A 22,837-nucleotide genomic window follows, 5' to 3' on the forward strand; every position below is an offset into this window, starting at 1 on the left:
CTGCAAATGGGAAATATTAAGTGAAGTCTCGCTATGCCTTGGTGGCAGGAGCCCCGCAGAGCTGGTTGAACCAGTGCCGGTCATGCTCAGAAGGGGCGCGCATGGCGGCCTGCAGCAGCGCGGCGTCAAGCATCACGTCCAGATTGTCGAGGCGCGCGGCGATGGGCGGGTGGGTGTCGAAGGGATGCGGCATGGTCAGCCCGAGCACGTCTTCGTCCAGGTGCAACGGCACGTGCTGCAGGTGCCGGGCCAGCGCTGCAAGCAGCCCTTCGCCACCGCGTTCGAGCAACAAGGCGTCGACCATCCTGCCCAGGGCGATCGCCCGCAGCAGCGCCTGAACGAACAGCTTCGGGCCATGCACCTCGGCCCCCGCACGGTCCGCCAACAATTCCTGCGCGCGCCCCCAATGATGCACCGCGACCTGGAAGTGATGGAGAAACTCCCCGGCCATCCACACCACTGGCCGGGCTACCCAGTCCACGGCCCGCTCGGCGTCGACCATGGCCGAGAACTGTGCGCACATCAGGCTGAAGCGCGCATTGATCTCGCTGCCCTGCTCCGTGTCGCGGCTACGGAAATGGCCGAGCTCATGACCGATGATCGCGGCAGCCTCTTGCTGGCTCAGGACGTTGAGACACGGCAATGACAGGTACAAGGTACGCCCGCTGAGCACCGACTGGCCAGGCTGCAGCACGATCGGCACGCTGGTGACGAAAAAGCCTTGGTCGATGCCCACCACGATATGGTCCGGCAGCGGCGCCTGCAGATGCGCAGCCAGGCCTTCGACCCATTGCCACAGCGCCGCAGCCTCTTGCCGCACCAGCTCACGGCCGAGAAAGCTTGCCTCTGACGCCCCCATGCGCGGCCACTGCTGGCGCATGCGCCAGAGGGTACGCAGGCAGACGGCCAGCACTGACGCCAGCGGCAATACCACGACCAAGACGGTCAAGCCGCCCTGCGCAGCGTGGCTCAAGCCGGCGCTGGTTTCATAGAGCAGTACCAGGCACAGCGAGCCTGCGAGCAGGCCCATGTAGGCGCTCAGCCAACGCCCCAGCACCCGCCAGCTGGCCGTCATGCGCTGATGCAGGTACTGCGCCGAGCGCAACGCGCGCCAGGCGTCGACCCTGAGCCTGAGCCAGGCGCCAATGCCGGCGACCAGGGCGCCCAGTGCCAGCCAGCCACTGAAGCTGGCCATCCCCTTGCGCATGTTCAACCAATGACGGTCGTCGTCGAGTTCGTCCAGCTGCCGCTGCAGCACCCCGCGCGTGTCGACGCGCCCGGCAAACTGCTTACGCGCGGCCCAAGGCAGCGCCTGCAGCAGGGTATCGCTGGGAGCTGCCAGCCATTGCCGGGTGATGCGCGCCTGCTCTTGCGCTGTCTCGGCCCGCCAGTGCTGCACATTGGCCCAGCCGAACAACGCCAGCGGCAACAGCAGCATGACCAGCCCCCAACCCAGGCGCTTCACGGAGCCTCTACCCCCACGCGGGCCACGCCCGGAAACAGCTGTTGCAGGGTGTGCCTGGCCTGGGCGGCTTGCAGATAGGTATAGAGCAGGTCCACCAGCGCCTGCAGATCAAGGCGTCGTCCATTGACTACCGGCGTACACAGCCACAAACGCACGCGCAAGCCACCGGCCACCGGCATCGCGTCAGGCGAAGCCAGCCCTTTGAAACTGGCCGGAAGCAGCGCGGGAGCACGGCTGGACGCCGTCATCGTGAAAATCAGGCGGGTGCTGAAAAAACCCTGCTCGACCTCGAAGCCGTCGAACGCATGCAGGGGTGTCGGTGCCTGGGCGTTGGCAAAGCACAAGGTATCGGGTGTCACGCTCAATACCCGCTTGCCCTGCCGGCGAAACAGCGCGGCGGCGCAGGCCAGAGCGGCCAGGCCCACAGCGGCCAGGCCAAGGCCACAGCCCACAAGCAGCCACAGCGCGCCACTGCCGGCCTGAGGGCCGAACAGCAACGCCAGCCAGACCAGCCAGGCACCCAGGGCGCAAAGCAACAGAGCGGTCATTACGCACGCCAGCGCTTTGCCAACCGAACGCTCCCGCAGTTCGAAGCTGTCGTGGGGGCCGTCGGCCTGTGACTGCAGGTATGCCAGATGCGCTTCGCGCTCGGCATTATCCATCAGCCTGCATCAGCTCCAGTTGCCGCTGCGCGTGGGCCGCGTCACGGTAGGCCGCGAGCATTGCGAGCACTTCTTCGTTGCCCAGCTTGCGACCATTGCAGGCCAGGCCAGCGGACATGATACGGATTTGCGGTCGCGGTTTTTTCAGCGCCATCGCCTGGTTGCCGAAGAACTGCAGCTTGACCACACGATGCTTCGGCAGCGCGGCTTCGCTGCTCATTTCCAGCGTCTGCACCATCACCAGGCCTTCATCCTTGACCGCGATGTCTTCAACTTCGGCCATATCCACCGGGGCGTCCAGCGTATCGACGAACAGCTGCCGCCGTGTCAGGCGCATGAACACCTGGGTGCCGGCGTTGCGGTGCTGCCAGGTCACTGCGGCGGCAATGCAGACGATGAATACACCCGCGGCGAGCGCCCCCATGCGTTGCAAATTGAAGGTCACGCCCAGAAGGATCAGGGCGCCCACCAGGAATATCGGCCCCCAGACCTTGTAACGGCGGGAATTGGTGAACTCGCTTTGCGGTGGCACGCGCTCGATCACCTGCTTGAGCTCGGCGATTACCCGGTCGCGCTGGGCAGCACGGGATTGGTCATAAGCTTCGCCGAGCGAACCGGAAAGCTCTGACAGCGGATCGGTAGGTTCAACCATGGTCAGTCGCTCTCCCTGTTCACTGTTGCTTGGCCAGGTAATCGGTCAGGAATGCCTGGGCATTGCCCTGACGCGACAGCCCCTCGGAGTAGCCAACCTGCACCGGTTGCGGCTCGCCAGGCAGGTACAGCTCACCGCCCCAGCCGCCCTGAACGACCAGTACCACGAACTTCTTGCCGTCCACTGTCGTCGAGTAGCGGGTGTCCTTTGCGGTCTTCTCGACCTGCATCTTCTGGATGCGCATGTCCCAGTCGTGATCAACGCCTTCGATCTGAACCAGTGCTTCATTGGCAGCGCGCTCGCCAATGCGCAGCGTCCACACCTTGACGCCCTCCGTGCCCATGTAGGCAACCACCTGTTCGGCCACCACCGGCCGTTGTTCTGCATGGGCCACGCCCAGGCAGAAAACCAGCGACGCCACCAGCAGGGCAGCCCATTTGCGATAAGCGAACATCTTTTTTCAATCCTGTTGCGAAAACGATCGACCATTGAAAACGGCACTGTCGGCACTGCCAACCCCCGTGACCGGTTCGCACAAAAGACGGCCCTTCGCGCACAACGGTTGTTGCCGAAAATGTGCACGCGTTACCATTTGCGCTCATGCCGCCGCCAACCAAGGATGCTTAGCGCTCATGCCATCGAACAGCCCCTACCTGGACACCGACTTCTGCTTCGACAGCCCAGGGTCGCTCGCCGAGGCCGGTGTCCTGGACAGCCGCAAGGCGCAGATAATGGGCAGCGCCACCGGGCACTATCGGGCGCAGACGGTACACACAGGGTTGCAGTACTTCGATTGCAACCTGCAATTCCCAGAGCCGCTGAAGATCGACAAGGTGCTGCCGCAAAGCTTGTGCATCGTGCAACTGTTCGACGGCGCCTGGCAGCACAAGGTCGATGGCACACTGAACCGTTACGCACCCGGCCAGTTGCACCTGCTGGGCCTCGGCGAGAGCCTGGAGGCGCAGGACCAGTTGCCTGCCGCCAGCCACGCGCGCATGGCGGGCGTGCGTATTGCCGGTGACTACCTGCATGAACTGGCACGAGATGAAGCGCAGCTGATGCCCCTGCTGGCCTTGACGGCAGATGGCATGCGGTTCGATCAGTTACCACACTGCCCGGCAGTGAGCCGCCTGCTGCAGCAGCTGTATCTGTCCCCTTACACTGGCGGGCTCCGGCGCCTGCATTGCGAAAGCCTGAGCCTGGCCATCGTGCTGGAGCTGGCCCGCTACCTGATCGGCCCTGCGCACGCCACGAACAAGCCGGATCGCGGGCTACGGGACCTGGCCATCGAAGCGCGTCGCCTGCTCGACGCGCAGCTGAGCGCCCCGCCCACCGCCGCTAGCCTGGCGCGCCAGCTGGGCGTGGGCGAGACTACCTTGCGCAGGGCGTTCCGCGATGAGTTTGGCCGGCCTATCCTGCAGTATGTGCGGCAACAACGCCTGGAACTGGCCCGCAGCCTGCTGCTGGAGCGGCGCTGGCAGGTCTCGCAGGTGGCCTACCAGGTCGGCTATGCCAACCCCGCCAACTTCTGCCATGCCTACAAGGCCTATTTCGGCCACGCTCCGGGCAGTGAATAGAATTATCACGACGCAAATGAAAACAGCCTCATGAGTAGAGACTTTCCGAGCCGTCGGCCACGGGCAGGTATTCATAAAACCTGTGTGGTGATAATCAGCACTCTTCTCATCGCCTGCCAATCGCCGCGAGAGGCCCTGCAACAGCTGGCTCAAGAGCACGGCAGAGCCTGGGAGGTCCTGCCGGGACAGACCTTCCCCCTCTTCATCCTGGCGCCGCGTTCTGCACCAGATATCAAGCGCCTGCGCGTCTACCTGGAAGGCGATGGGCACGCCTGGGCAACGGCCACTCAACCCAGCCTGGACCCAAGCCCACATAATCTGTTGGTGCCACGGTTGGCGATCAACGATCCGACGCCGAACGTGTACCTCGCACGCCCCTGCCAGTTCATCATGGCCACAGCGTGTCAAGCCGCGCTGTGGACACAGCGCCGCTATTCGCAGGAAGTGGTCAACCGTCTCGACCAGGCACTGGGCCAGTTAAAACAGCGTTATGGCAACAGTGAGTTCGAACTGGTGGGCTATTCGGGAGGCGCCGCGCTTGCGTTACTGCTGGCGGCGCAACGCGATGATATTGCCCAGGTGCAAACCTTGGCTGGCAATCTCAGCCCTCGTATGTGGGCGACGATGAAAGGGCTGTCGCCACTCAACGGATCACTGGAACCACTGGATTACCGCGATCGACTCGCTTTGTTACCCCAGCGTCATTTCATCGGTGAAGCTGACCCGATCATCCCGGCTGAAGTAGCTGCCAAGTATCAACAGGTGCTTGGTTCGCCACTCTCTCAATGCATTCATGTAGCCGCGAGCCACGACAGTGGCTGGGAAGCGACGTGGCGCCGATGGGCCAGAACGCCAGTACTGGATGAGCGTCGTTAGCGTAAGGACACAGACGCCCCCACCCCTACCCAATCTCACGCTCATGTTTTGGGCTTTGTCATTTTCATGATGAACCCCCTACGCGCATCGGGTAAATTTGGGCGCGCTTGAATCAGCGCTTCACCGACAAGCTGCCAGGGATGCCCAGAGACAGACGCTGACGCGCGCGTTGCTCCCTGTCAGTTTTCTACCTTGTAAGGATACTGTCTTGAATATCTCCCACCTGCGCCGCTCGTTGTTGGCGCTGTCGGTTACCACTGCCACCGCCCATGCTGCATCCGACCTGAACCACGACTTGAGCACAGGTGCTTATAGCAGCACCGGCGATGTCTTCAATAGCGCCACCTTTACCGGAACGTCACCGAACGCAGGGGTAAGGCTGGCCTACGTGACGTTGGCCAATAGCCTGGTCAATGAGGGTGACATCCAGGTGAGCGGTACAAGCGCCTCGGGGCTTGACCTGTACCTGGCGAATATCGCCGGCGAGGTCAACAACCACGGCAGCATCACGGTAACGGGCGAAGGAGCCGAGGGCATGCTGATCGCCTCGACCCAGGCGCGCGTCAATAACACCGGCACCATCACCGCCCGCGGTGACGGCTCCACAGCTATCGAGATCGAAAATGCCCGCTTCACCGGCCAGAGCCCAGGCGCTCCTCTGAAGAGCGATATCAACAACAGCGGGACGATCTCCGCAGACGGCATCGGCATCCACTTCGTCAACCTCGCCCCCTCCGGTGGCTCCAACCTCTTCTCGATCCGGCAGACGGGTGGCCTCATCGAAGGCGGCAGCGCAGCAATTCTGGCACAGGACAATGCCACACCTTCGTATTTCTACTGGGAGGGTGGCCAGGTCAAGGGTGACCTGCTGGGCCTGAGCGGCGTGCTGGTGCGAGGGGACGTGATGTTTGACGGCTCGACCATCCGCGCCGGGTACATCGACATCGACGGTGGCCGCATGACGCTGCTGCGCCCGCAGACCACCTTTGTCGGCGACCTCGACCTGGACAGCGAAAGTGCGCGCCTGCGCCTGCTGCTGGATAACAACACGCAGCCCAACACACCGATCCTGACGGTCACCGGCAATACCTACTTCTCGGAAGGCAGCCAGATCGAACTGCAGGCTCGCTCCAACGATTTCCGCACGCCGGCCCAAGGCACCCGTTACACCCTGATCAACTCGGGTAGCTGGGAAGAACCGCAGAACCTGTCGGTGGTGTCATCTTCTGCGTTGCTTGAGGTGAGAGGTTTCGCCATCGAAGGTCAGGACGTGAAAGCAACGGTGGCGACCCGCAGTGATGAGGCGGTTACGCAAGACCTGCTGGATGCCCAGGGTTCGAATAACGCGGTGAACGCCATCAAGCCGCTGAAGAACACCATCCTGGGCCAGCTGGATGAAAGCGACCCGGTATTCCAGGGGTTCGCCAACGCCGCCACCAGCGAAGATCTGGCCAGGCTTGCCGCCACCCTGGCGCCAGACGTCAGCCGCGGGGCGATCAACGCCGCTACCAACAGCCAGAACCTGGTCGCAAGTGCCATCAACCAGCGCGCCAGCAAGGCACGCAGCGGCCTTTCGTCCGGCGATGTCCTGGTGGAACAAGGGGTATGGCTGCAGGCGCTTTCCAGTGATGCCAACCAGGATAGCCGCCATGGTGTCGATGGCTACGACGCCAGCACTCACGGCATTGCCCTGGGTGTCGACGGCAAACTCAACCCCGAGACCACCGTGGGCTTGGCCTATAGCTACCTGACCAGCGACGTCAAATCCGACCTGGGCCACAAAACCGATGTCAGCGGCCATGCACTGACGCTGTATGGCAACTGGGCACGTGACAACTTCTTCGTCGATACCTCGTTGACCTATGGCTGGAACGACAACGAGTCCAAACGCTATATCGCCGGTACCCGCGCCAAGGCCGACTATGACAGTGATATGTTCGGCGTCAACGCACTGGCAGGCTACACGTTCCGCCTGGACAGGCAGTGGCTGCTGGAGCCTCAGGTTGGTGCGCGCTATGCCAACGTTTCGATTGATTCGTACCGCGAAAAAGGGAGTTCAGCTGCCCTCAAGGTTGGCAGCCAGCGCTACGAAGTCGGTGAAATGGGCCTGGGCGCCCGCCTGGCGGCCGCTTTTGATCTTGGTCTGGGCAGCCTGGAACCGGAAGCCAAGCTGATGGCCTGGCACGATTTCATCGGCGACGAGGCCCGCACCACTTCCACCTTCGTGCTCGGTGGCACCCCGTTCACCACCCAAGGCGCTACGCCAGCGCGCGACAGCTACGAGCTGGGACTGGGCGCGAACTACCGGGTAGGCGCTTGGCGTGTGGGAGGCAGCTACAACTACATGGCCAGCAGCGGCTTCAACGCCGACACCTTCACCGCGAACGTACGTTACGAGTTCTGACCCAACGTCATCGCCTCAAACAACAAAACCCGCATTGGCGGGTTTTGTTGTTTGAGGCTGATGGTGAAATCGCAAAACTCCGGCTACACCACCTGCCTGACTGGCTATCGCTGACGAGGGTAACCGCAATCATGCTCAGTTACCGCTCGCTGCGAACCCGCCTTATTCCCACTCGATGGTCGCTGGCGGCTTGCTCGACACGTCGTAGGTGACGCGGGAGATACCGTCGATTTCGTTGATGATACGGCCGCTGACGGTTTCCAGCAGCTCGTACGGCAGGTGCGCCCAACGTGCGGTCATGAAGTCCACGGTCTCGACGGCACGCAGGGCCACGACCCAGGCGTAGCGACGGCCATCGCCAACGACACCCACCGACTTGACCGGCTGGAACACCACGAACGCCTGGCTGGTCTTGTGGTACCAGTCGGCCTTGCGCAGTTCTTCGATGAAGATGTGGTCGGCGCGACGCAGGATGTCGGCGTATTCCTTCTTCACTTCACCGAGGATGCGCACGCCCAGGCCTGGGCCCGGGAACGGGTGGCGGTAGACCATGTCGTACGGCAGGCCCAGCTCCAGGCCGATCTTGCGCACTTCGTCCTTGAACAGTTCACGCAGCGGCTCGACCAGCTTGAGGTTCATTTCCTCCGGCAGGCCACCGACGTTGTGGTGCGACTTGATCACGTGGGCCTTGCCGCTCTTGGCGCCGGCCGACTCGATCACGTCCGGGTAGATGGTGCCCTGGGCGAGGAACTGGATGTTTTCCAGCTTGCTGGCTTCGGCATCGAACACGTCGATGAAGGTGCGGCCGATGATCTTGCGCTTCTTCTCCGGGTCGGCTTCGCCTTCCAGGTTGTCGAGGAACTGCTTTTCAGCGTCGGCGCGGATGACCTTGACGCCCATGTTCTCCTTGAACATGGCCATCACCTGGTCGCCTTCGTGCAGGCGCAGCAGGCCGTTGTCGACGAATACGCAGGTCAGCTGGTCGCCGATGGCACGGTGCAGCAGCGCGGCAACCACCGAGCTGTCTACGCCGCCGGACAGGCCCAGCAGAACGTTGGCCGAACCGACCTGCTCACGCACCTGGGCGATGGCGTCTTCGACGATGTTGGACGGGGTCCACAGGGCTTCACAGCCGCAGATGTCCTGCACGAAGCGCGACAGGATGCGGCCGCCCTGCTTGGTGTGGGTCACTTCCGGGTGGAACTGCACGCCGTAGTAGCCACGGGCGTCGTCGAACATGCCGGCGATCGGGCAGCTCGGGGTGCTGGCCAGCACGTGGAAGTTGCCCGGCATCTGGGTGACCTTGTCGCCGTGGCTCATCCACACGTCCAGGCCCAGCACACCGTCATCGTCGACGTGGTCTTCGATACCGTCGAGCAGGCGGCTCTTGCCGACCACGTCGACGCGGGCATAACCGAACTCACGCAGGTCGGAACCTTCGACCTTGCCGCCCATCTGCTCGGCCATGGTCTGCATGCCGTAGCAAATGCCCAGTACCGGCACGTTCAGGTCGAACACCGCCTGCGGGGCGCGTGGGCTGTTGGCTTCGTGGACCGACTCGGGGCCGCCGGCGAGGATGATGCCGCGCGGGTTGAATTCGCGGATCGCTTCATCGTCCATGTCGAACGGGTGCAGTTCGCAGTACACGCCGATTTCGCGCACGCGGCGGGCGATCAGCTGGGTGTACTGGGAACCGAAATCGAGGATCAGGATACGGTGAGCGTGAATGTCGAGGGCCATGACTCAATCTCGTCAGTGGAAATCGGAAACGACGCGGGGCTGTTCGTGACAGCCCCGTTCGGTTATTGCTTGAAGCCTCAGCCTACGCGGTAGTTAGGGGCTTCTTTGGTGATCTGTACGTCATGCACGTGGGACTCGGCCATGCCGGCACCGGTGATGCGCACGAATTCCGGCTTGGTGCGCATCTCTTCGATGGTCGCGCTGCCGGTGTAGCCCATGGACGAACGCAGGCCGCCCATCAGCTGGTGGATGATCGCAGCCAGGGCACCCTTGTAAGGAACGCGGCCTTCGATGCCTTCCGGTACCAGCTTCTCGGCGCCGGCCGAGGAGTCCTGGAAGTAACGGTCGGACGAGCCTTGTGCCTGTGCCATGGCACCCAGCGAGCCCATGCCGCGGTAGGCCTTGTAGGAACGGCCCTGGAACAGCTCGACTTCGCCCGGTGCTTCTTCGGTGCCGGCGAACATCGAACCCATCATCACGCAGGAAGCACCGGCCACGATGGCCTTGGACAGGTCACCCGAGAAACGGATGCCGCCGTCGGCGATCAGAGGCACGCCAGTGCCTTCCAGTGCAGCGGCGACGTTGGCAATGGCGCTGATCTGCGGCACGCCGACACCGGCAACGATACGGGTGGTGCAGATCGAGCCTGGGCCGATACCGACCTTCACAGCATCAGCGCCGGCTTCAGCCAGGGCCTTGGCCGCGGCGCCGGTGGCGATGTTGCCGCCGATCACCTGCACTTGCGGGTAGTTTTCCTTGACCCAGCGAACGCGGTCGATCACGCCTTTGGAGTGACCGTGGGCGGTGTCGACCACCACCACGTCAACGCCGGCAGCTACCAGGGCGGCAACGCGCTCGCCGGTGTCCTTGCCGGTGCCGACCGCAGCGCCGACGCGCAGACGACCCTGGTCGTCCTTGCTGGCCAGCGGGTAGGCCTTGGCCTTTTCGATGTCCTTGACGGTCATCATGCCCTTGAGGTTGAACTTGTCGTCAACGATCAGGACCTTTTCCAGGCGGTGCTTGTGCAGCAGCTCGCGGACTTCGTTCTTGTCAGCGCCTTCGCGAACGGTGACCAGACGCTCTTTCGGCGTCATCACCTCGCGGACCTTGGCGTCCAGACGGGTTTCGAAGCGCACGTCACGGGAGGTGACGATACCGACCAGGTCGCCGTTCGCCAGTACCGGAACGCCGGAGATGTTGTTCAGGCGGGTCAGGTCGAACAGGTCGCGCACGGTGGCGTCGGCGTCGATGGTGATCGGGTCCTTGACCACGCCAGCCTCGAACTTCTTGACCTTGCGCACTTCGCCGGCCTGCTGTTCGATGGTCATGTTCTTGTGGATGATGCCGATGCCGCCTTCCTGGGCCATGGCGATGGCCAGGCGCGCTTCGGTGACGGTATCCATGGCAGCGGAAACCAGCGGAATGTTCAGCTCGATGCCACGAGTCAAACGGGTCTTGAGACTGACTTCATTGGGCAGTACCTCGGAGTAGCCAGGTACAAGGAGGATATCGTCGAAGGTCAGGGCTTCTTGGCTGATACGCAGCATCGCGGGGGCTCCCGGGCGGGAAAAATGGAAGCGCGCCATTATACTCATCCACGGCGCGCCGCTCAATGCAAAATAAGGGCCTTCGGTCAGCGTGATGGCAGTTTTACCTGCACCACCGCCACTGGCTGGTCGAGCCAGTCGGCAAAGCTGTCGAGAAAGGCCTGGGTGAACCCGGCCTCGCCCCAGTTGTTGAAGATGAACCCAAGGTTGGAAAAGGCACATGGCTGCAGGTAAATGAAGCCGTTGATGTCGTCTTCATGGCCGCACAGCGGGCAGGTGAAGTTGTCGCTCACCGCCGGCATCCACTCCTCCAGGCTCTCGAACAGCGGTTCGCCGACCTCGCGCCGGCACTCCGGGCAGCCGGCTTCCTCGAGAAACCCTTCGGTCGGGGTATAGATGCAACGCTTGAGCATCACTTCCAGGCCGTTGACCTGCTCGCCGAATGGCAGCTTTTCAGGGTGCAGGGCGACCTTGCGTGCGCCCTCGGCCAAGGCATGGCCCATGCGGTTGCCGGTGCGCCCGCAGGTGGTCAGTTGCTCTTCGACGATCTTCTCGCGCACCAGCCAGCGCAGGATGGCCCGCGCACGGGCTTCATGCGAGGGCACGGTGGACAGCTTGGGGACGATGATGCTTTGGGTGTTCATGAATGAAGCGGGCCTGCGGACTGCGGTAATCCTGCAATTCTACCGCTCAGGCGCTCAGGTAGCGACCGATCAGCGCCAGGCCGCTGGCCAGCACCAGCCAGGTGACCAAGCGCACGAAGGCTTCGCGGGACAGCCTGTGGGTCAGCCGACGCCCGGCCCATAAGCCGATGAACATGACCGGAAGCAAGCAGGCGGCAAGCAACAGCAGGCTTTGGTCGGCATAAACGCCGGCGATCAGGAACAGCGTCAGGCGTACCACCGTGCTGCAACTGATCAACGCGCTCTGGGTAGCGCGCACCTGCTCTTTTTTCTCAAGGCGCGCGCTCAGGTACAGCGCATACAGGAAGCCGCCACTGCCGAACAACGCACCGAACAGTCCGCCAGTGGTGCCCATCGGTACCGCCCAGATACCAGACAGGTTGGCGGGCCGCACCTTTACCGCCAGACCGTAAAGCGCATAGGCGGTGACGAACAAGCCCATCAACAGCAGCAACACGTCGGACTTCAACTGCAGCAGAAACACCACCCCCAAGGTGCAGCCTATGGCCATGAACGGCAACAGCCGCAGCAACTCTTCGCGCACGACATCGCGGCGCGATGGCACCAGGTTGCCGAACGCCGCGACAAAGTCGAGCAGCACCAGCAGCGGAATGATCCGCGACAGCGGCATGAAATGGATAAGCACCGGGCCTGCCACCAGTGCGGTGCCAAAACCGGCAATGCCAAAGACGATATAGGCAGCACCGACGCCGAGCAGAATAGGTAGCCAGTCAAGGCCGGAAAACGACGGTTGGGCGAGCATGGCAGCAGTTCCTTTGAAGACAGACCAAGGTTAGCCAGCCATGAGCCATGCCGACTAATATGCCTTTATCGCCTCAGCCATCTCGAAAAGGCATGACATGACATCGATCCGCCAGTTGCGTTACTTCGTGGAAATCGCTGAATGCGGCAGCTTCAGCGGTGCCGCCGAGCGGCTGTACATTGCCCAGTCGGCACTGAGCCGGCAGATCAAGGAGCTGGAACATCAACTCGGCGCGCAGCTGTTCGAGCGCACCGCCCGCACGCCACGCCTGACGCGGGCCGGGCAGGCCTTTCTGGAGCGGGCGCGGCGCTTGCTGGCGGACCTGGCGCAAGCGGAGCGGGTTACCCGCGATATTGGCGAAGGGTTGCAGGGCAGCCTGCGCCTGAACCACTCCAGTACCGTGCCGCTGACCGGCCATCTGCTGACTCGCCTGGGCGGTTACCTGCGCGACAACCCAGGGGTTTCGCTGGAAATTGCCCAACAGTCCTCGGAGGCGCAGCTGGAGGATATTGCTGACGGACGGCTGGATATCGGCCTGCTGCGTCTGCCAGTGTTGCGCCAGCACGAAGGCGTGGTGCTGCATGAGCTGTTCAGCGAGCCCCTGCTGCTGGCGGTTGCCGCTGGGCATCCACTGGCTGACGCGGCACCGGTAAACCTCGAGCAGTTGCGCGAGGAGCGCTTCATTTCCATTCCCCATCGGGATCGTGGCGGGCTGAGTTACCTGTCAGCCTCGTTGTGCATGGAGGCAGGCTTTTTTCCGCGCGCGGCGCAGGTGCTGTCGCGCAAGACCACCCAGTTGCAGTTGATCCAGGCGGGGTTCGGGGTGGCGTTGCTACCGGCGTGCATGCGCGAGATTGCGCCGCCTTCGGTCAGCTTCGTGGCACTGCAGGGAGGTTGTCAGAGTAGCGTGGCGCTGGCTTGTCGGCGTGATGCCGGGCAGATGGTGCGGCATTTCGCGGTTGCGATGCAGTGAACACCACGGCTACATGACCTGGCATTTTGGCAGTTGTTGCTGATCCTGCGACTGGTTGAAATGCAGCCTTTAGCCAGATGGAGTTCCACTTAACCAGGCCTCGAACTTTCTCGTCCTGAGCCAATGGCGAGCTGATCAGGTCAGCGCTGGCAGCACGACTGCTCTGACAACAACATGCTCTATCACTTGAAGCTCGCCACCCGCAGCTGCGATGATGCCGAGCATGATCAGAGACCCCTTCGAACGACTCGGCCTGGACCGCGAGGTCCTCACCGTCAGCCAGCTCAACGGCCGCGCCCGCGTGCTGCTGGAAGACGTGTTCCGCAGCGTCTGGGTGGAAGGCGAGATTTCCAACCTCGCTCGCCCGGCCTCCGGCCACATGTACTTCACCCTCAAGGACAGCGGCGCCCAGGTGCGTTGCGCGCTGTTCCGGCAGAACGCCACCCGCGTACGCCAGGCCCTGCGTGACGGCCTGGCGGTGCGGGTGCGCGGCAAGGTTTCGCTGTTCGAAGGGCGTGGCGACTACCAGTTGATCCTCGATACCGTCGAACCGGCCGGTGATGGCGCCCTGCGCCTGGCCTTCGAGGCGCTGAAGGAAAAGCTCGGCGCCGAAGGGCTGTTCAGTGCCGAGCGCAAGAAGCCGCTGCCGGCCCATCCGCAGCGCATCGGCATCATCACCTCGCCCACTGGCGCGGTGATCCGCGACATCATCAGCGTGTTCGGCCGCCGCGCACCGCAGGTCGAGCTGAGCCTGATTCCCACCGCCGTGCAGGGCCGCGAGGCGATCAACCAGATCGTCCGCGCCCTGCAGCAGGCAGACCGGCTGGGCTTCGACGCGCTGATCCTGGCCCGTGGCGGTGGCTCGCTGGAAGACCTCTGGTGCTTCAATGAAGAAGCCGTGGCGCGCGCCGTGGCCGCTTGCGTAACCCCCATCGTCAGCGCCGTCGGCCACGAGACCGATGTTTCGATCAGCGATTTCGTCGCCGACGTGCGTGCGCCTACGCCTTCGGCTGCCGCCGAACTGCTGGCCCCCGACAACAGCGGCCTGCAGCAGCGCCTCGACGGCCTGCAGCGGCGCCTGCTGCTGCGCATGCAGAACCGCCTGGCCCACGATCGCCTGCGCCTGGAGTCATTGACCCGGCGCCTGCGCCATCCTGGCGAACGCCTGCGCCAGCAAGCACAACGCCTGGATGACCTGGACATGCGCCTGCGCCGCGCCTTCATGCTCAACCTCAACCAGCGCCGCGAGCGCCTGGCGCGCCTCGATACCCGCCTGGCCGCGCAACACCCCGGGCGCACCCTGAAACTGCTGGAGCAGCGTCTGGACAGCCTCGCCGAACGCCTGCCAAGGGCCATGCGCGAGGTGCTCAAGGACCGCCGCCAGCGCTTCCAGGCACAACTGCAGACGCTGCAGGTGGTCAGCCCGCTGGCGACCCTGGCGCGTGGCTACAGCATCCTTCTCGACGAGCAGGGCCAGGCCATCCGCAGCGCCGCGCAGACCCGCAACGGCCAACGCCTGACCGCCCGCCTGAACGAAGGCGAGCTGCAGGTCCGCATCGAAGACAACCACTTGACCCCGGTCACTCTCTCTTTACTGGACTGACACATGCCCCGCCTGTTCGCGCCCCTGCTCGCCCTCTCCCTCATGCTGCTGGCCGCAGGCGCCCAGGCCAGCTACATCACCCGCACCCTGAACAAGCCCGTGCCGGGTGGCGTGGCAGTGGTCGACCTTGGCCCTGCGACCACGGCACCAAGCGCGCGCTTCGATGGTAAACCGGTGCTGGTGGTCAAAGAGCAGGACAACTGGCTGGCCATCGTCGGCATTCCGTTGACCCAGAAGCCTGGTACCGCCGTGTTGACCCAGGGCAGTCGCAGCCTGCCATTCAGCGTCGGCAGCAAGAAATACCCCGAACAGCACATCACCTTGAAGAACACCCGCCAGGTCAACCCGAACCCGGACGACCTCAAGCGCATCGACCGCGAGCTGGCTGAACAGATCAAGGCGTATCGCAGCTTCAGCCCGGTATTGCCGAGCAACCTGATCCTCGACAAACCGGTCAGCGGGCCGCTTTCGAGCAAGTTCGGCGTGCGTCGCTTCTTCAATGGCGAGGAGCGCAACCCGCATGCCGGGCTGGACTTTGCCGTACCGGCTGGAACACCGATCAAGACCCCCGCCAACGGCAAGGTGATCCTGGTGGGTGACTACTTCTTCAATGGCCGAACGGTGTTCGTCGACCATGGGCAAGGGTTCATCAGCATGTTCTGCCACATGTCGAAGATTGAGGTTCAGGTTGGCCAGCAACTGCGCCGTGGCGACGTGGTCGGGCGCGTGGGTTCGACCGGGCGCGCCACCGGCCCGCACATGCACTGGAATGTCAGCCTGAACGATGCGCGGGTGGATCCGGCGATCTTCATTGGCGCGTTCCAGCCCTGAGGGCGGCGCCGCCTGTTTCGCGGGTAAACCCGCTCCGACAGGGACCGCGAAACCCTGTAGGAGCGGGTTTACCCGCGAGAGGCCAGCACAGCCAACACCACTTCCACTGTGTTGCGCCATCGAAAAATACTGAGCAAAAAACACAAATCTAAACCCATATATCAGCGATAAAATCTCGCAATCCGGCTTTTTTTAAGCATTCCTCTCAATTTTTTCCCAGCGCTTGCTATCCCCCACCCCACTGGTTAAGTTGAGGGCATGAAAACCTTCAGCACCCTCATCCTGCTCCGACAACACCGCAGCCTCTGCCTGGTCAGCGCCCGACTACCAGGTTGATCGCATCGCCTCGCCTGTTCATCTCGTTATCGCTCGGCAGGCCCGATCTCGGCCGCACACAAAAGGATTGCTTCCATGACCATGCTCAAAGACCCATCGAAGAAATACCGCGCTTTCCCGACCATCGACCTGCCTGACCGTACCTGGCCGTCGAAGACCATCACCCAGGCGCCGATCTGGTGCAGTTCGGACCTGCGTGATGGCAACCAGTCGCTGATCGAGCCGATGGACTCGGAGAAGAAGCTGCGCTTCTGGAAGACCCTGGTGCAGGTCGGTGTGAAGGAAATCGAAGCCTCGTTCCCGTCGGCCTCGCAGACCGACTTCGACTTCGTGCGCATGCTGATCGAAGACGGCCACATCCCGGACGACACCACCATCCAGGTGCTCACCCAGGCCCGTGAAGACCTGATCGCCCGCACCTTCGAGTCGCTGCGCGGGGCGAAGAAGGCCATCGTCCACCTGTACAACGCCACCAGCCCGTCGTTCCGCCGCATCGTCTTCAACCAGGACAAGCAAGGCGTGAAGGACATCGCGGTGAACGCGGCCAAGCTGTTCGTCAAATATGCCGCCCAGCAGCCAGAAACCCAGTGGACCTTCCAATACTCGCCAGAAACCTTCAGCGCCACCGAGATGGAATTCGCCAAGGAAGTCTGTGATGCGGTGATCGAAGTGTGGAACCCGACCCCCGAGCACAAGATCATCCTCAACCTGCCGGCCACCGTGGAAGTGTCCACGCCGAACATCTACGCCGACCAGATCGAGTGGTTCTGCCGCAACGTCAGCCGCCGCGACAGCGTAATCATCAGCCTGCACTGCCACAACGACCGTGGCACCGGCATCGCCGCCACCGAGCTGGGCCTGATGGCCGGCGCCGACCGTGCCGAAGGCTGCCTGTTCGGCAACGGCGAGCGTACCGGTAACGTAGACCTGGTGACCCTGGCGCTGAACCTCTACACCCAAGGCATCGACCCGCTGCTGGACTTCTCCGACATCGACGGCGTGCGCAAGGTGGTCGAAGAATGCAACCAGCTGCCAGTACACCCCCGTCACCCGTACGTCGGCGACCTGGTCCACACCGCGTTCTCTGGCTCGCACCAGGACGCCATCCGCAAGGGCTTCGCCAAGCAGCAGGAAGGCGAGCTGTGGGAAGTGCCATACCTGCCGATCGACCCGGCCGACATCGGCCGCAGCTACGAGGCGGTGATCCGCGTCAACAGCCAGTCGGGCAAAGGCGGCATCACCTACCTGCTCGAGCAGGAGTACGGCATCAGCCTGCCACGTCGCATGCAGATCGAGTTCAGCCAGGTGGTGCAAGGTGAAACCGACCGCCTGGGCCTGGAAATGACCGCCCAGCAGATCTACAGCCTGCTGCACAAGGAATACCTCCAGGCCAACGCGCCCTATGCACTGGTCAGCCACCGCCTGAAGGAAGAAAACGGCAACAGTTCGGTGGAAGTGGAAGTTGCCGGCGAAGGCGAAACCACCCTGCATTGGCACGGCAAGGGCAACGGCGCCCTGGAAGCCCTTGTCGCCGGCCTGCCGGTATCGGTAGAAATCATGGACTACAACGAGCACGCCATCAGTGCCGGCACCAATGCCAAGGCGGCGGCCTACATCGAACTGCGCGTGGCCGGCGGCCGCCCGGTGCATGGCGTGGGCATCGACGAGAACATCACCACCGCCAGCTTCAAGGCCCTGTTCAGCGCACTGAACCGCTCGCTGAGCCAGCAGGAAGCCAAGGCGGCCTGAGCCGCACCGCAACAGACGAAGCCCGCATCCTTTGATGCGGGCTTTTTCATGCCTGGGCACAGCAATAATTCAGGCCAAAAAAAGGGGCGCCGACCAAGCGCCCCATAAGCCGTAAAGCACACAACAGATTCAATTGGCGTCCAGCAGTGCCATCGCCTCGGCGCTGCACGCCTCGATCCGCGCCCAGTCGCCGTTCTTGATCCAGCTGCTGTCGAGCATCCAGGTGCCCCCCACGCACATCACATTGCCCAGCGCCATGTAATTGCGCACGTTGGCCGGGTTCACACCGCCAGTCGGGCAGAAACGAATGTCACCGAACGGGCCGGCAAAGGCCTTGATCGCCGCCACGCCGCCGCTGATTTCCGCCGGGAACAGCTTGAAGCGGCGATAGCCCAGGGCATAACCCATCATGATCTCGGAGGGCGTGCTGATGCCTGGCAACAGCGGGATCTCACTGTCCACACCCGCTTCGAGGAGATCCTGGGTGATGCCCGGCGTGACGACGAACTGCGCGCCAGCGGCCTCCACCGCCGCGAACATGCCGCGATCGAGCACAGTGCCGGCGCCGACGCTCAGCTCCGGGCGCTGCTCGCGCAGCACCTGGATAGCCTTCAGGCCATGCTGCGAACGCAAGGTCACTTCCAGGGTGCGGATACCGCCAGCAGCCAGGGCGTCAGCCAACGGCAGGATGTCTTGCTCACGGGCGATGGTGATTACCGGCAGGATGCGCGCCTTTTCGCAGATGGCATCGATCCGGGCGGCTTTATCGGCCATCGAAAGCTTGGGCTGTGGGCGTTCAAGGGTGGTCATGACTGTGGATCCTTGGCTCATGGGCACCAGTAGATGTCCAGGGGGTCGTGAAGAAAGGCGCGAATCGGCATTTCGGAAAGGTCGTTGCCCGCCAGCGCGGCGCGCAGGGTAGCGAGTTTGCCCGGGCCTTGCACGGACAGCGCGATGAATGCCGCACTGGCCAGCAACGAGCGCGTCATCGACAGGCGCTGGTGCGGCACACTCGGGGCCAGCATCGGCAGGCAGCGGCGCGTGCTGTTCAGGGCGAGGCCTTCGGCAAGGTTGGGGCTGTCGGGGAACAGCGAGGCGGTATGGCCATCGTCCCCCATGCCCAGCACCAGCACATCGATCGGCGGCAGTTCTGCCAGGGCCTGGTCGGCGCTGAACGCGGCCGCCTCGAGGCTACCGGCCTGCTGATAGAGCCCGACGAAGCGGGCCTTGGCGGCAGCGCCCTTGAACAGGTGGCGGGCCAGCAGCCCGGCATTGCTGTCGGCGTGCTCCACCGGCACCCAGCGCTCGTCGGCCAGGCTGACGGTGACCTTGGCCCAGTCCAGCTGTTCGCCGGCCAGCTTCTCGAGGAACGGCACCGGGCTGCGACCACCCGACAACACCACGCAGGCGTGGCCCTTGGCGGCTATGGCTGCATGCAGGCGCTCGGCCACCTCATGGGCCAGGGTTGCGGCCAATGCCTTGGCATCCGCCAGGTCGTGCACCTGCGCGCTCGCTGGCAGCTTCAATTCAGATATCGCCATACCACGCCCTCCCATCACGCGTGATCAATGCAATCGAGCTCATCGGCCCCCAGGAACCCGCCGCGTAAGGCTTGGGCGCATCGCCCGCGTTACGCCAGCCGGCGATCAACTGGTCACACCACTTCCAGGCGTACTCGATCTCGTCCTTGCGCACGAACAGGTTCTGGTTGCCCCGCATCACTTCGAGCAGCAAGCGCTCGTAGGCATCCGGGATCCGCGAACTGCGCCAGGTATCGGAAAAATTCAGTTGCAGCGGGCCACTGCGCAGTTGCATGCCCTTGTCCAGGCCCTGCTCCTTGGTCATCACCCGCAAGGATATGCCTTCGTCCGGTTGCAGGCGGATGATCAGCTTGTTACCGATCTGCAAACGCTGTTCCGGGGCGAAGATGTAGTGCGGGGTTTCCTTGAAGTGGATGACGATCTGCGACAGCTTCTGCGGCATGCGCTTGCCGGTGCGCAGGTAGAACGGCACACCCGACCAGCGCCAGTTGCGGATGTCGGCACGCAGGGCGACGAAGGTTTCGGTGTCGCTCTGCGCGTTGGAGTTGTCTTCCTCCAGGTAGCCAGGCACCGGCTTGCCATCGCTGTAGCCGGCGATGTACTGGCCGCGCACCACGCGGGTGCTCAACCCTTCCCCGGTGATGGGCGCCAGCGCCTTGAGCACCTTGACCTTTTCGTCACGGATGCTGTCGGCCGACAACTCGCTGGGCGGGTCCATGGCAATCAGACAGAGCAGCTGCAGCAAGTGGTTCTGGATCATGTCGCGCAGCTGGCCGGCCTTGTCGAAATAGCCCCAGCGGCCCTCGATACCGACCTTCTCGGCCACGGTAATCTCCACGTGGGAGATGGAGTTCTGGTTCCACTGGGTTTCGAACAGGCTGTTGGCAAAACGCAGGGCGATCAGGTTCTGCACGGTCTCCTTGCCCAGGTAGTGGTCGATGCGATAGACGCGGCTTTCCGGGAAGAAGCGCGCCACGGCATCGTTGACCCGCCGTGATGACTCCAGGTCATGACCGATGGGTTTTTCCAGCACCACCCGCGTGCGCGGCGCCAGGCCGGCCTTGTCGAGGTTCTCGCAGATAGCGCCGTAGACCGCCGCCGCGGTGGCGAAGTAGGCGATCAGCGGCTGCTCGCCGGTCAGTTGTTCGGCCAGGGCCTGGTAGCCTTCGGGCTGCAGGAAGTCCAGGTGCTGGTAGCGCAGGCGGCCAAGGAAGCGCCCCAATGCAGCGGGCTCGATGTCAGCCTCGGACACATGCCGGCGCAGGTGCGCTTCGATGGTGTTCAGGTGATCTTCGGCACTTCCGGCCTCGCGGGCCAGCGCCAACAGACGGGTGTCGGCGTGCAGCAGGTTGGCACGGTCGAGCTGGTAGAGCGCAGGAAACAGCTTGCGCAAGGCCAGGTCGCCGAGTGCGCCAAACAGGGCAAAGGTGCAAGGTTCGACACTGATCGCAGCCATGATGTTGGTTCTTTCCTAAAGTTGGTCTAGGAATACCGCTTTCACACACGGTTTTCAAGGGATAATGTAGTAAAAACCACAACATTACATTCGAACGTTACAGACAAGTGGTACGTCAATCGCGCCGACAGTACGATAGACGACCGTGCAAAAAGCCTGCTGCTCCCACAGCCGGCTGTCTTCCCGACCCAAGGACACACCCATGGACCGCGTGCGAAACCTCCTGGAACAGATCCAGGGACGCCTCGACGAGCTGAACAAGGCCGAACGCAAAGTCGCCGAAGTCATCCTGCTCAACCCGCAACAAGCCACCCGCTTCAGCATCGCCGCGCTGGCCCAGGCGGCCAAGGTCAGCGAACCGACCGTCAACCGCTTCTGCCGCTCGTTCGGCGTCAGCGGCTACCCGGAGCTCAAGCTGCAACTGGCGCAGAGCCTGGCCAGCGGTGCCGCTTACGTAAGCCGCGCAGTGGAAGCCGACGATGACCCGGCAGCCTACACCCAGAAGATCTTCGGCAGTGCCATCGCCTCGCTTGACAGCGCCTGCCAGCAACTGGACCCGCAACAGGTCAGCCGTGCCGTGGACATGATGATCCAGGCCCGGCAGATCCACTTCTTCGGCCTCGGCGCCTCGGCACCGGTGGCGCTCGATGCCCAGCACAAGTTCTTCCGCTTCAACCTCGCGGTATCGGCCCATGCCGATGTACTGATGCAACGCATGCTGGCCTCGGTGGCACACACCGGCGACTTGTTCGTGATCATCTCCTACACCGGGCGCACCCGCGAACTGGTCGATGTGGCACGCCTGGCCCGGGAAAACGGCGCCTCGGTGCTCGGCCTGACGGCTGCCGGCTCGCCGCTGGCCCAGGCCTGCAGCCTGAGCCTGCATATCCCGCTGCCGGAGGACACCGACATCTACATGCCAATGACCTCGCGGATCATCCAGCTGACCGTGCTCGACGTGCTGGCCACCGGCATGACCCTGCGCCGTGGCGTGGACTTCCAGCCGCACCTGCGCAAGATCAAGGAAAGCCTCAACGCCAGCCGCTACCCGATCGAGGACGACGAACTCAACTGAGCCGGTGCGCCTGCAACCGCAGGTGCGCGCGCTGCCCCGGCGCCAGGCTCAGGCCCTCGCCACTGCCGCTGGCCGCCTCGACACAGACGAAACCTTGGCATTCGCGACCGCTGACGCCCATCAGCGGCCGATTACCGGGGTGCCAGACCACGGTATCGTCACTGTCACCCGTGTCGATGCACAGCTCCCGCTCCCAGGCCGGGTCCTGCAACTGCACCCGTGGCGTACCCGGGTAAACCTTCTGGCAGCCGCCCTTGAGCTTGAGCGCGCCATCTTCACGGCAGGCCTGGCGACTCAGGCGGTCATAGCCTTCGATATCCTCAAGCCCAGACAGCGCTATCTCGGAAACGTCACTGATGCGCCAGTAGGCCAGCAGCGCATGACTCAGCTGGCAAGGTTCGCTGTCCTGATGCTCGGTGCTCAGGCTCAGTTCCATGCGGCTGCCAAGCCTGGCGTGCAAGTCCACCTGCCAATCGCACAGGTCCAGCCGCCACTTCAGGCTGACCCCCTGCTCGTCCTCACGGCTGTCCACCAGCTTCCAGTCCAGCAAGCGCGCCCAGCCATGGGCAGGCCACAGGTCTTCACTGGGGTGACGGCCATACCAGGGCCAGCACACCGGCACTCCACCGCGAATCGCACCCACTTGCGGCCATTGCTCGGCGCACCACAGCCAGGGACGCTCGCCGGTCGGCTGGAAGTGCAACAGTTGCGCGCCCTGGCGGCTGAATACCGCCTGGCAACGGGGATGATCGATGATCAGCACATCGCGCTGCTGGTAACGCTCCCACTCGAACGTCGGCCGGGACCGCTGCGAGGAAAAGAAGCGATGTAGCGGATGTTCGGGCATGGTTCCAAGCTCTTGTTGTTTGAGATAGCGCTGTCTCGGCCTGTTCCCGACAACCAC

20 protein-coding genes are annotated in these 22,837 nt (G+C 63.4%); 8 read left to right on the top strand and 12 right to left on the bottom strand.

All coding sequences use genetic code 11. The features are described 5' to 3' along the window. Positions 1–31 precede the first annotated feature (31 nt). Genes HU738_RS15415 through HU738_RS15430 form a run of 4 tightly spaced genes read right to left on the bottom strand, consistent with a single transcriptional unit; the run spans position 32 to position 3,233 of the window. On the bottom strand, positions 32–1,465 hold the full coding sequence (locus HU738_RS15415; RefSeq protein WP_186603955.1) for a M48 family metallopeptidase: 1,434 nt from the start codon (positions 1,463–1,465) through the stop codon (positions 32–34). Next, positions 1,462–2,127, bottom strand: coding sequence for a hypothetical protein (locus HU738_RS15420; RefSeq protein WP_186603954.1), 666 nt, complete (start codon positions 2,125–2,127; stop codon positions 1,462–1,464). The genes HU738_RS15415 and HU738_RS15420 overlap by 4 nt, the downstream gene beginning before the upstream one ends. Beyond that, on the bottom strand, positions 2,120–2,779 hold the full coding sequence (locus HU738_RS15425) for a hypothetical protein (RefSeq protein WP_176510386.1): 660 nt from the start codon (positions 2,777–2,779) through the stop codon (positions 2,120–2,122). The genes HU738_RS15420 and HU738_RS15425 overlap by 8 nt, the downstream gene beginning before the upstream one ends. A 19-nt stretch (positions 2,780–2,798) precedes the next feature. Next, a complete protein-coding gene (locus HU738_RS15430; protein ID WP_186603953.1) occupies positions 2,799–3,233 on the bottom strand; it encodes a hypothetical protein in 435 nt (144 codons plus the stop codon). Positions 3,234–3,411: 178 nt separating this feature from the next. Here HU738_RS15430 and HU738_RS15435 point away from each other — a divergent pair, with 178 nt between their 5' ends. The 3 genes from HU738_RS15435 (at position 3,412) to HU738_RS15445 (ending at position 7,636) form a co-directional block, all read left to right on the top strand. Beyond that, the gene (locus HU738_RS15435) at positions 3,412–4,356 is read left to right on the top strand and encodes a helix-turn-helix transcriptional regulator (RefSeq protein ID WP_186603952.1); all 945 of its coding nucleotides are present in this window, start codon (positions 3,412–3,414) and stop codon (positions 4,354–4,356) included. A 30-nt stretch (positions 4,357–4,386) separates the two neighbouring features. Next, the gene (locus tag HU738_RS15440) at positions 4,387–5,232 is read left to right on the top strand and encodes an alpha/beta hydrolase (protein WP_186603951.1); all 846 of its coding nucleotides are present in this window, start codon (positions 4,387–4,389) and stop codon (positions 5,230–5,232) included. 208 nt (positions 5,233–5,440) lie between these two features. Further along, positions 5,441–7,636 carry an autotransporter family protein gene (locus tag HU738_RS15445; protein WP_186603950.1) on the top strand — a complete coding sequence of 732 codons (2,196 nt, stop codon included), beginning with the start codon at positions 5,441–5,443 and terminating at the stop codon, positions 7,634–7,636. A gap of 162 nt (positions 7,637–7,798) precedes the next feature. Here HU738_RS15445 and guaA read toward each other — a convergent pair whose 3' ends face one another. The 4 genes from guaA to HU738_RS15465 all read right to left on the bottom strand — a co-directional run bounded on the left by guaA (position 7,799) and on the right by HU738_RS15465 (position 12,369). Then, complete coding sequence (gene guaA / locus HU738_RS15450) at positions 7,799–9,376, bottom strand: glutamine-hydrolyzing GMP synthase (protein ID WP_054886234.1); 1,578 nt, start codon at positions 9,374–9,376, stop codon at positions 7,799–7,801. 77 nt (positions 9,377–9,453) lie between these two features. Beyond that, positions 9,454–10,923, bottom strand: a complete 1,470-nt coding sequence (gene guaB, locus HU738_RS15455; protein ID WP_054886233.1) for an IMP dehydrogenase — start codon at positions 10,921–10,923, stop codon at positions 9,454–9,456. Positions 10,924–11,009: 86 nt separating this feature from the next. Beyond that, positions 11,010–11,567, bottom strand: a complete 558-nt coding sequence (locus tag HU738_RS15460; protein ID WP_186603949.1) for a sugar ABC transporter ATPase — start codon at positions 11,565–11,567, stop codon at positions 11,010–11,012. A gap of 46 nt (positions 11,568–11,613) precedes the next feature. Next, on the bottom strand, positions 11,614–12,369 hold the full coding sequence (locus tag HU738_RS15465; protein ID WP_186603948.1) for a sulfite exporter TauE/SafE family protein: 756 nt from the start codon (positions 12,367–12,369) through the stop codon (positions 11,614–11,616). Between the two features lie 97 nt (positions 12,370–12,466). Between HU738_RS15465 and HU738_RS15470 the strand changes: the two genes are divergently transcribed. The 4 genes from HU738_RS15470 (at position 12,467) to leuA (ending at position 17,861) form a co-directional block, all read left to right on the top strand. Beyond that, the gene (locus tag HU738_RS15470; RefSeq protein ID WP_186603947.1) at positions 12,467–13,342 is read left to right on the top strand and encodes a LysR family transcriptional regulator; all 876 of its coding nucleotides are present in this window, start codon (positions 12,467–12,469) and stop codon (positions 13,340–13,342) included. Positions 13,343–13,565: 223 nt separating this feature from the next. Next, positions 13,566–14,945 (top strand): exodeoxyribonuclease VII large subunit, encoded by a 1,380-nt coding sequence (gene xseA, locus HU738_RS15475; RefSeq protein WP_186603946.1) that lies wholly within the window; start codon positions 13,566–13,568, stop codon positions 14,943–14,945. Positions 14,946–14,948: 3 nt separating this feature from the next. Further along, positions 14,949–15,776, top strand: a complete 828-nt coding sequence (locus HU738_RS15480; protein ID WP_186603945.1) for a M23 family metallopeptidase — start codon at positions 14,949–14,951, stop codon at positions 15,774–15,776. 411 nt (positions 15,777–16,187) lie between these two features. Beyond that, on the top strand, positions 16,188–17,861 hold the full coding sequence (leuA, locus tag HU738_RS15485) for a 2-isopropylmalate synthase (protein ID WP_176510229.1): 1,674 nt from the start codon (positions 16,188–16,190) through the stop codon (positions 17,859–17,861). Positions 17,862–17,990: 129 nt separating this feature from the next. Here the strand turns inward: leuA and HU738_RS15490 are convergent, their stop codons facing one another. From HU738_RS15490 to zwf, 3 genes are read right to left on the bottom strand one after another with little or no spacing between them, the layout of a single operon-like run. Then, positions 17,991–18,671, bottom strand: a complete 681-nt coding sequence (locus HU738_RS15490) for a bifunctional 4-hydroxy-2-oxoglutarate aldolase/2-dehydro-3-deoxy-phosphogluconate aldolase (protein WP_186603944.1) — start codon at positions 18,669–18,671, stop codon at positions 17,991–17,993. Positions 18,672–18,688: 17 nt separating this feature from the next. Next, the gene (gene pgl / locus HU738_RS15495; protein WP_186603943.1) at positions 18,689–19,402 is read right to left on the bottom strand and encodes a 6-phosphogluconolactonase; all 714 of its coding nucleotides are present in this window, start codon (positions 19,400–19,402) and stop codon (positions 18,689–18,691) included. Then, complete coding sequence (gene zwf, locus HU738_RS15500; protein WP_176510226.1) at positions 19,389–20,858, bottom strand: glucose-6-phosphate dehydrogenase; 1,470 nt, start codon at positions 20,856–20,858, stop codon at positions 19,389–19,391. Before zwf ends, pgl begins: the two co-directional genes overlap by 14 nt. Before the next feature lie 211 nt (positions 20,859–21,069). On the opposite strand from zwf, the gene hexR reads away from it, so the two are divergent. Beyond that, positions 21,070–21,933 (top strand): DNA-binding transcriptional regulator HexR, encoded by an 864-nt coding sequence (hexR, locus tag HU738_RS15505; protein ID WP_176510233.1) that lies wholly within the window; start codon positions 21,070–21,072, stop codon positions 21,931–21,933. Here the strand turns inward: hexR and HU738_RS15510 are convergent. Further along, the gene (locus HU738_RS15510) at positions 21,926–22,780 is read right to left on the bottom strand and encodes a D-hexose-6-phosphate mutarotase (protein WP_186603942.1); all 855 of its coding nucleotides are present in this window, start codon (positions 22,778–22,780) and stop codon (positions 21,926–21,928) included. The genes hexR and HU738_RS15510 overlap by 8 nt on opposite strands. Positions 22,781–22,837 lie beyond the last annotated feature (57 nt).

The organism is Pseudomonas vlassakiae (assembly GCF_014269035.2).
Lineage (GTDB): Bacteria > Pseudomonadota > Gammaproteobacteria > Pseudomonadales > Pseudomonadaceae > Aquipseudomonas > Aquipseudomonas vlassakiae.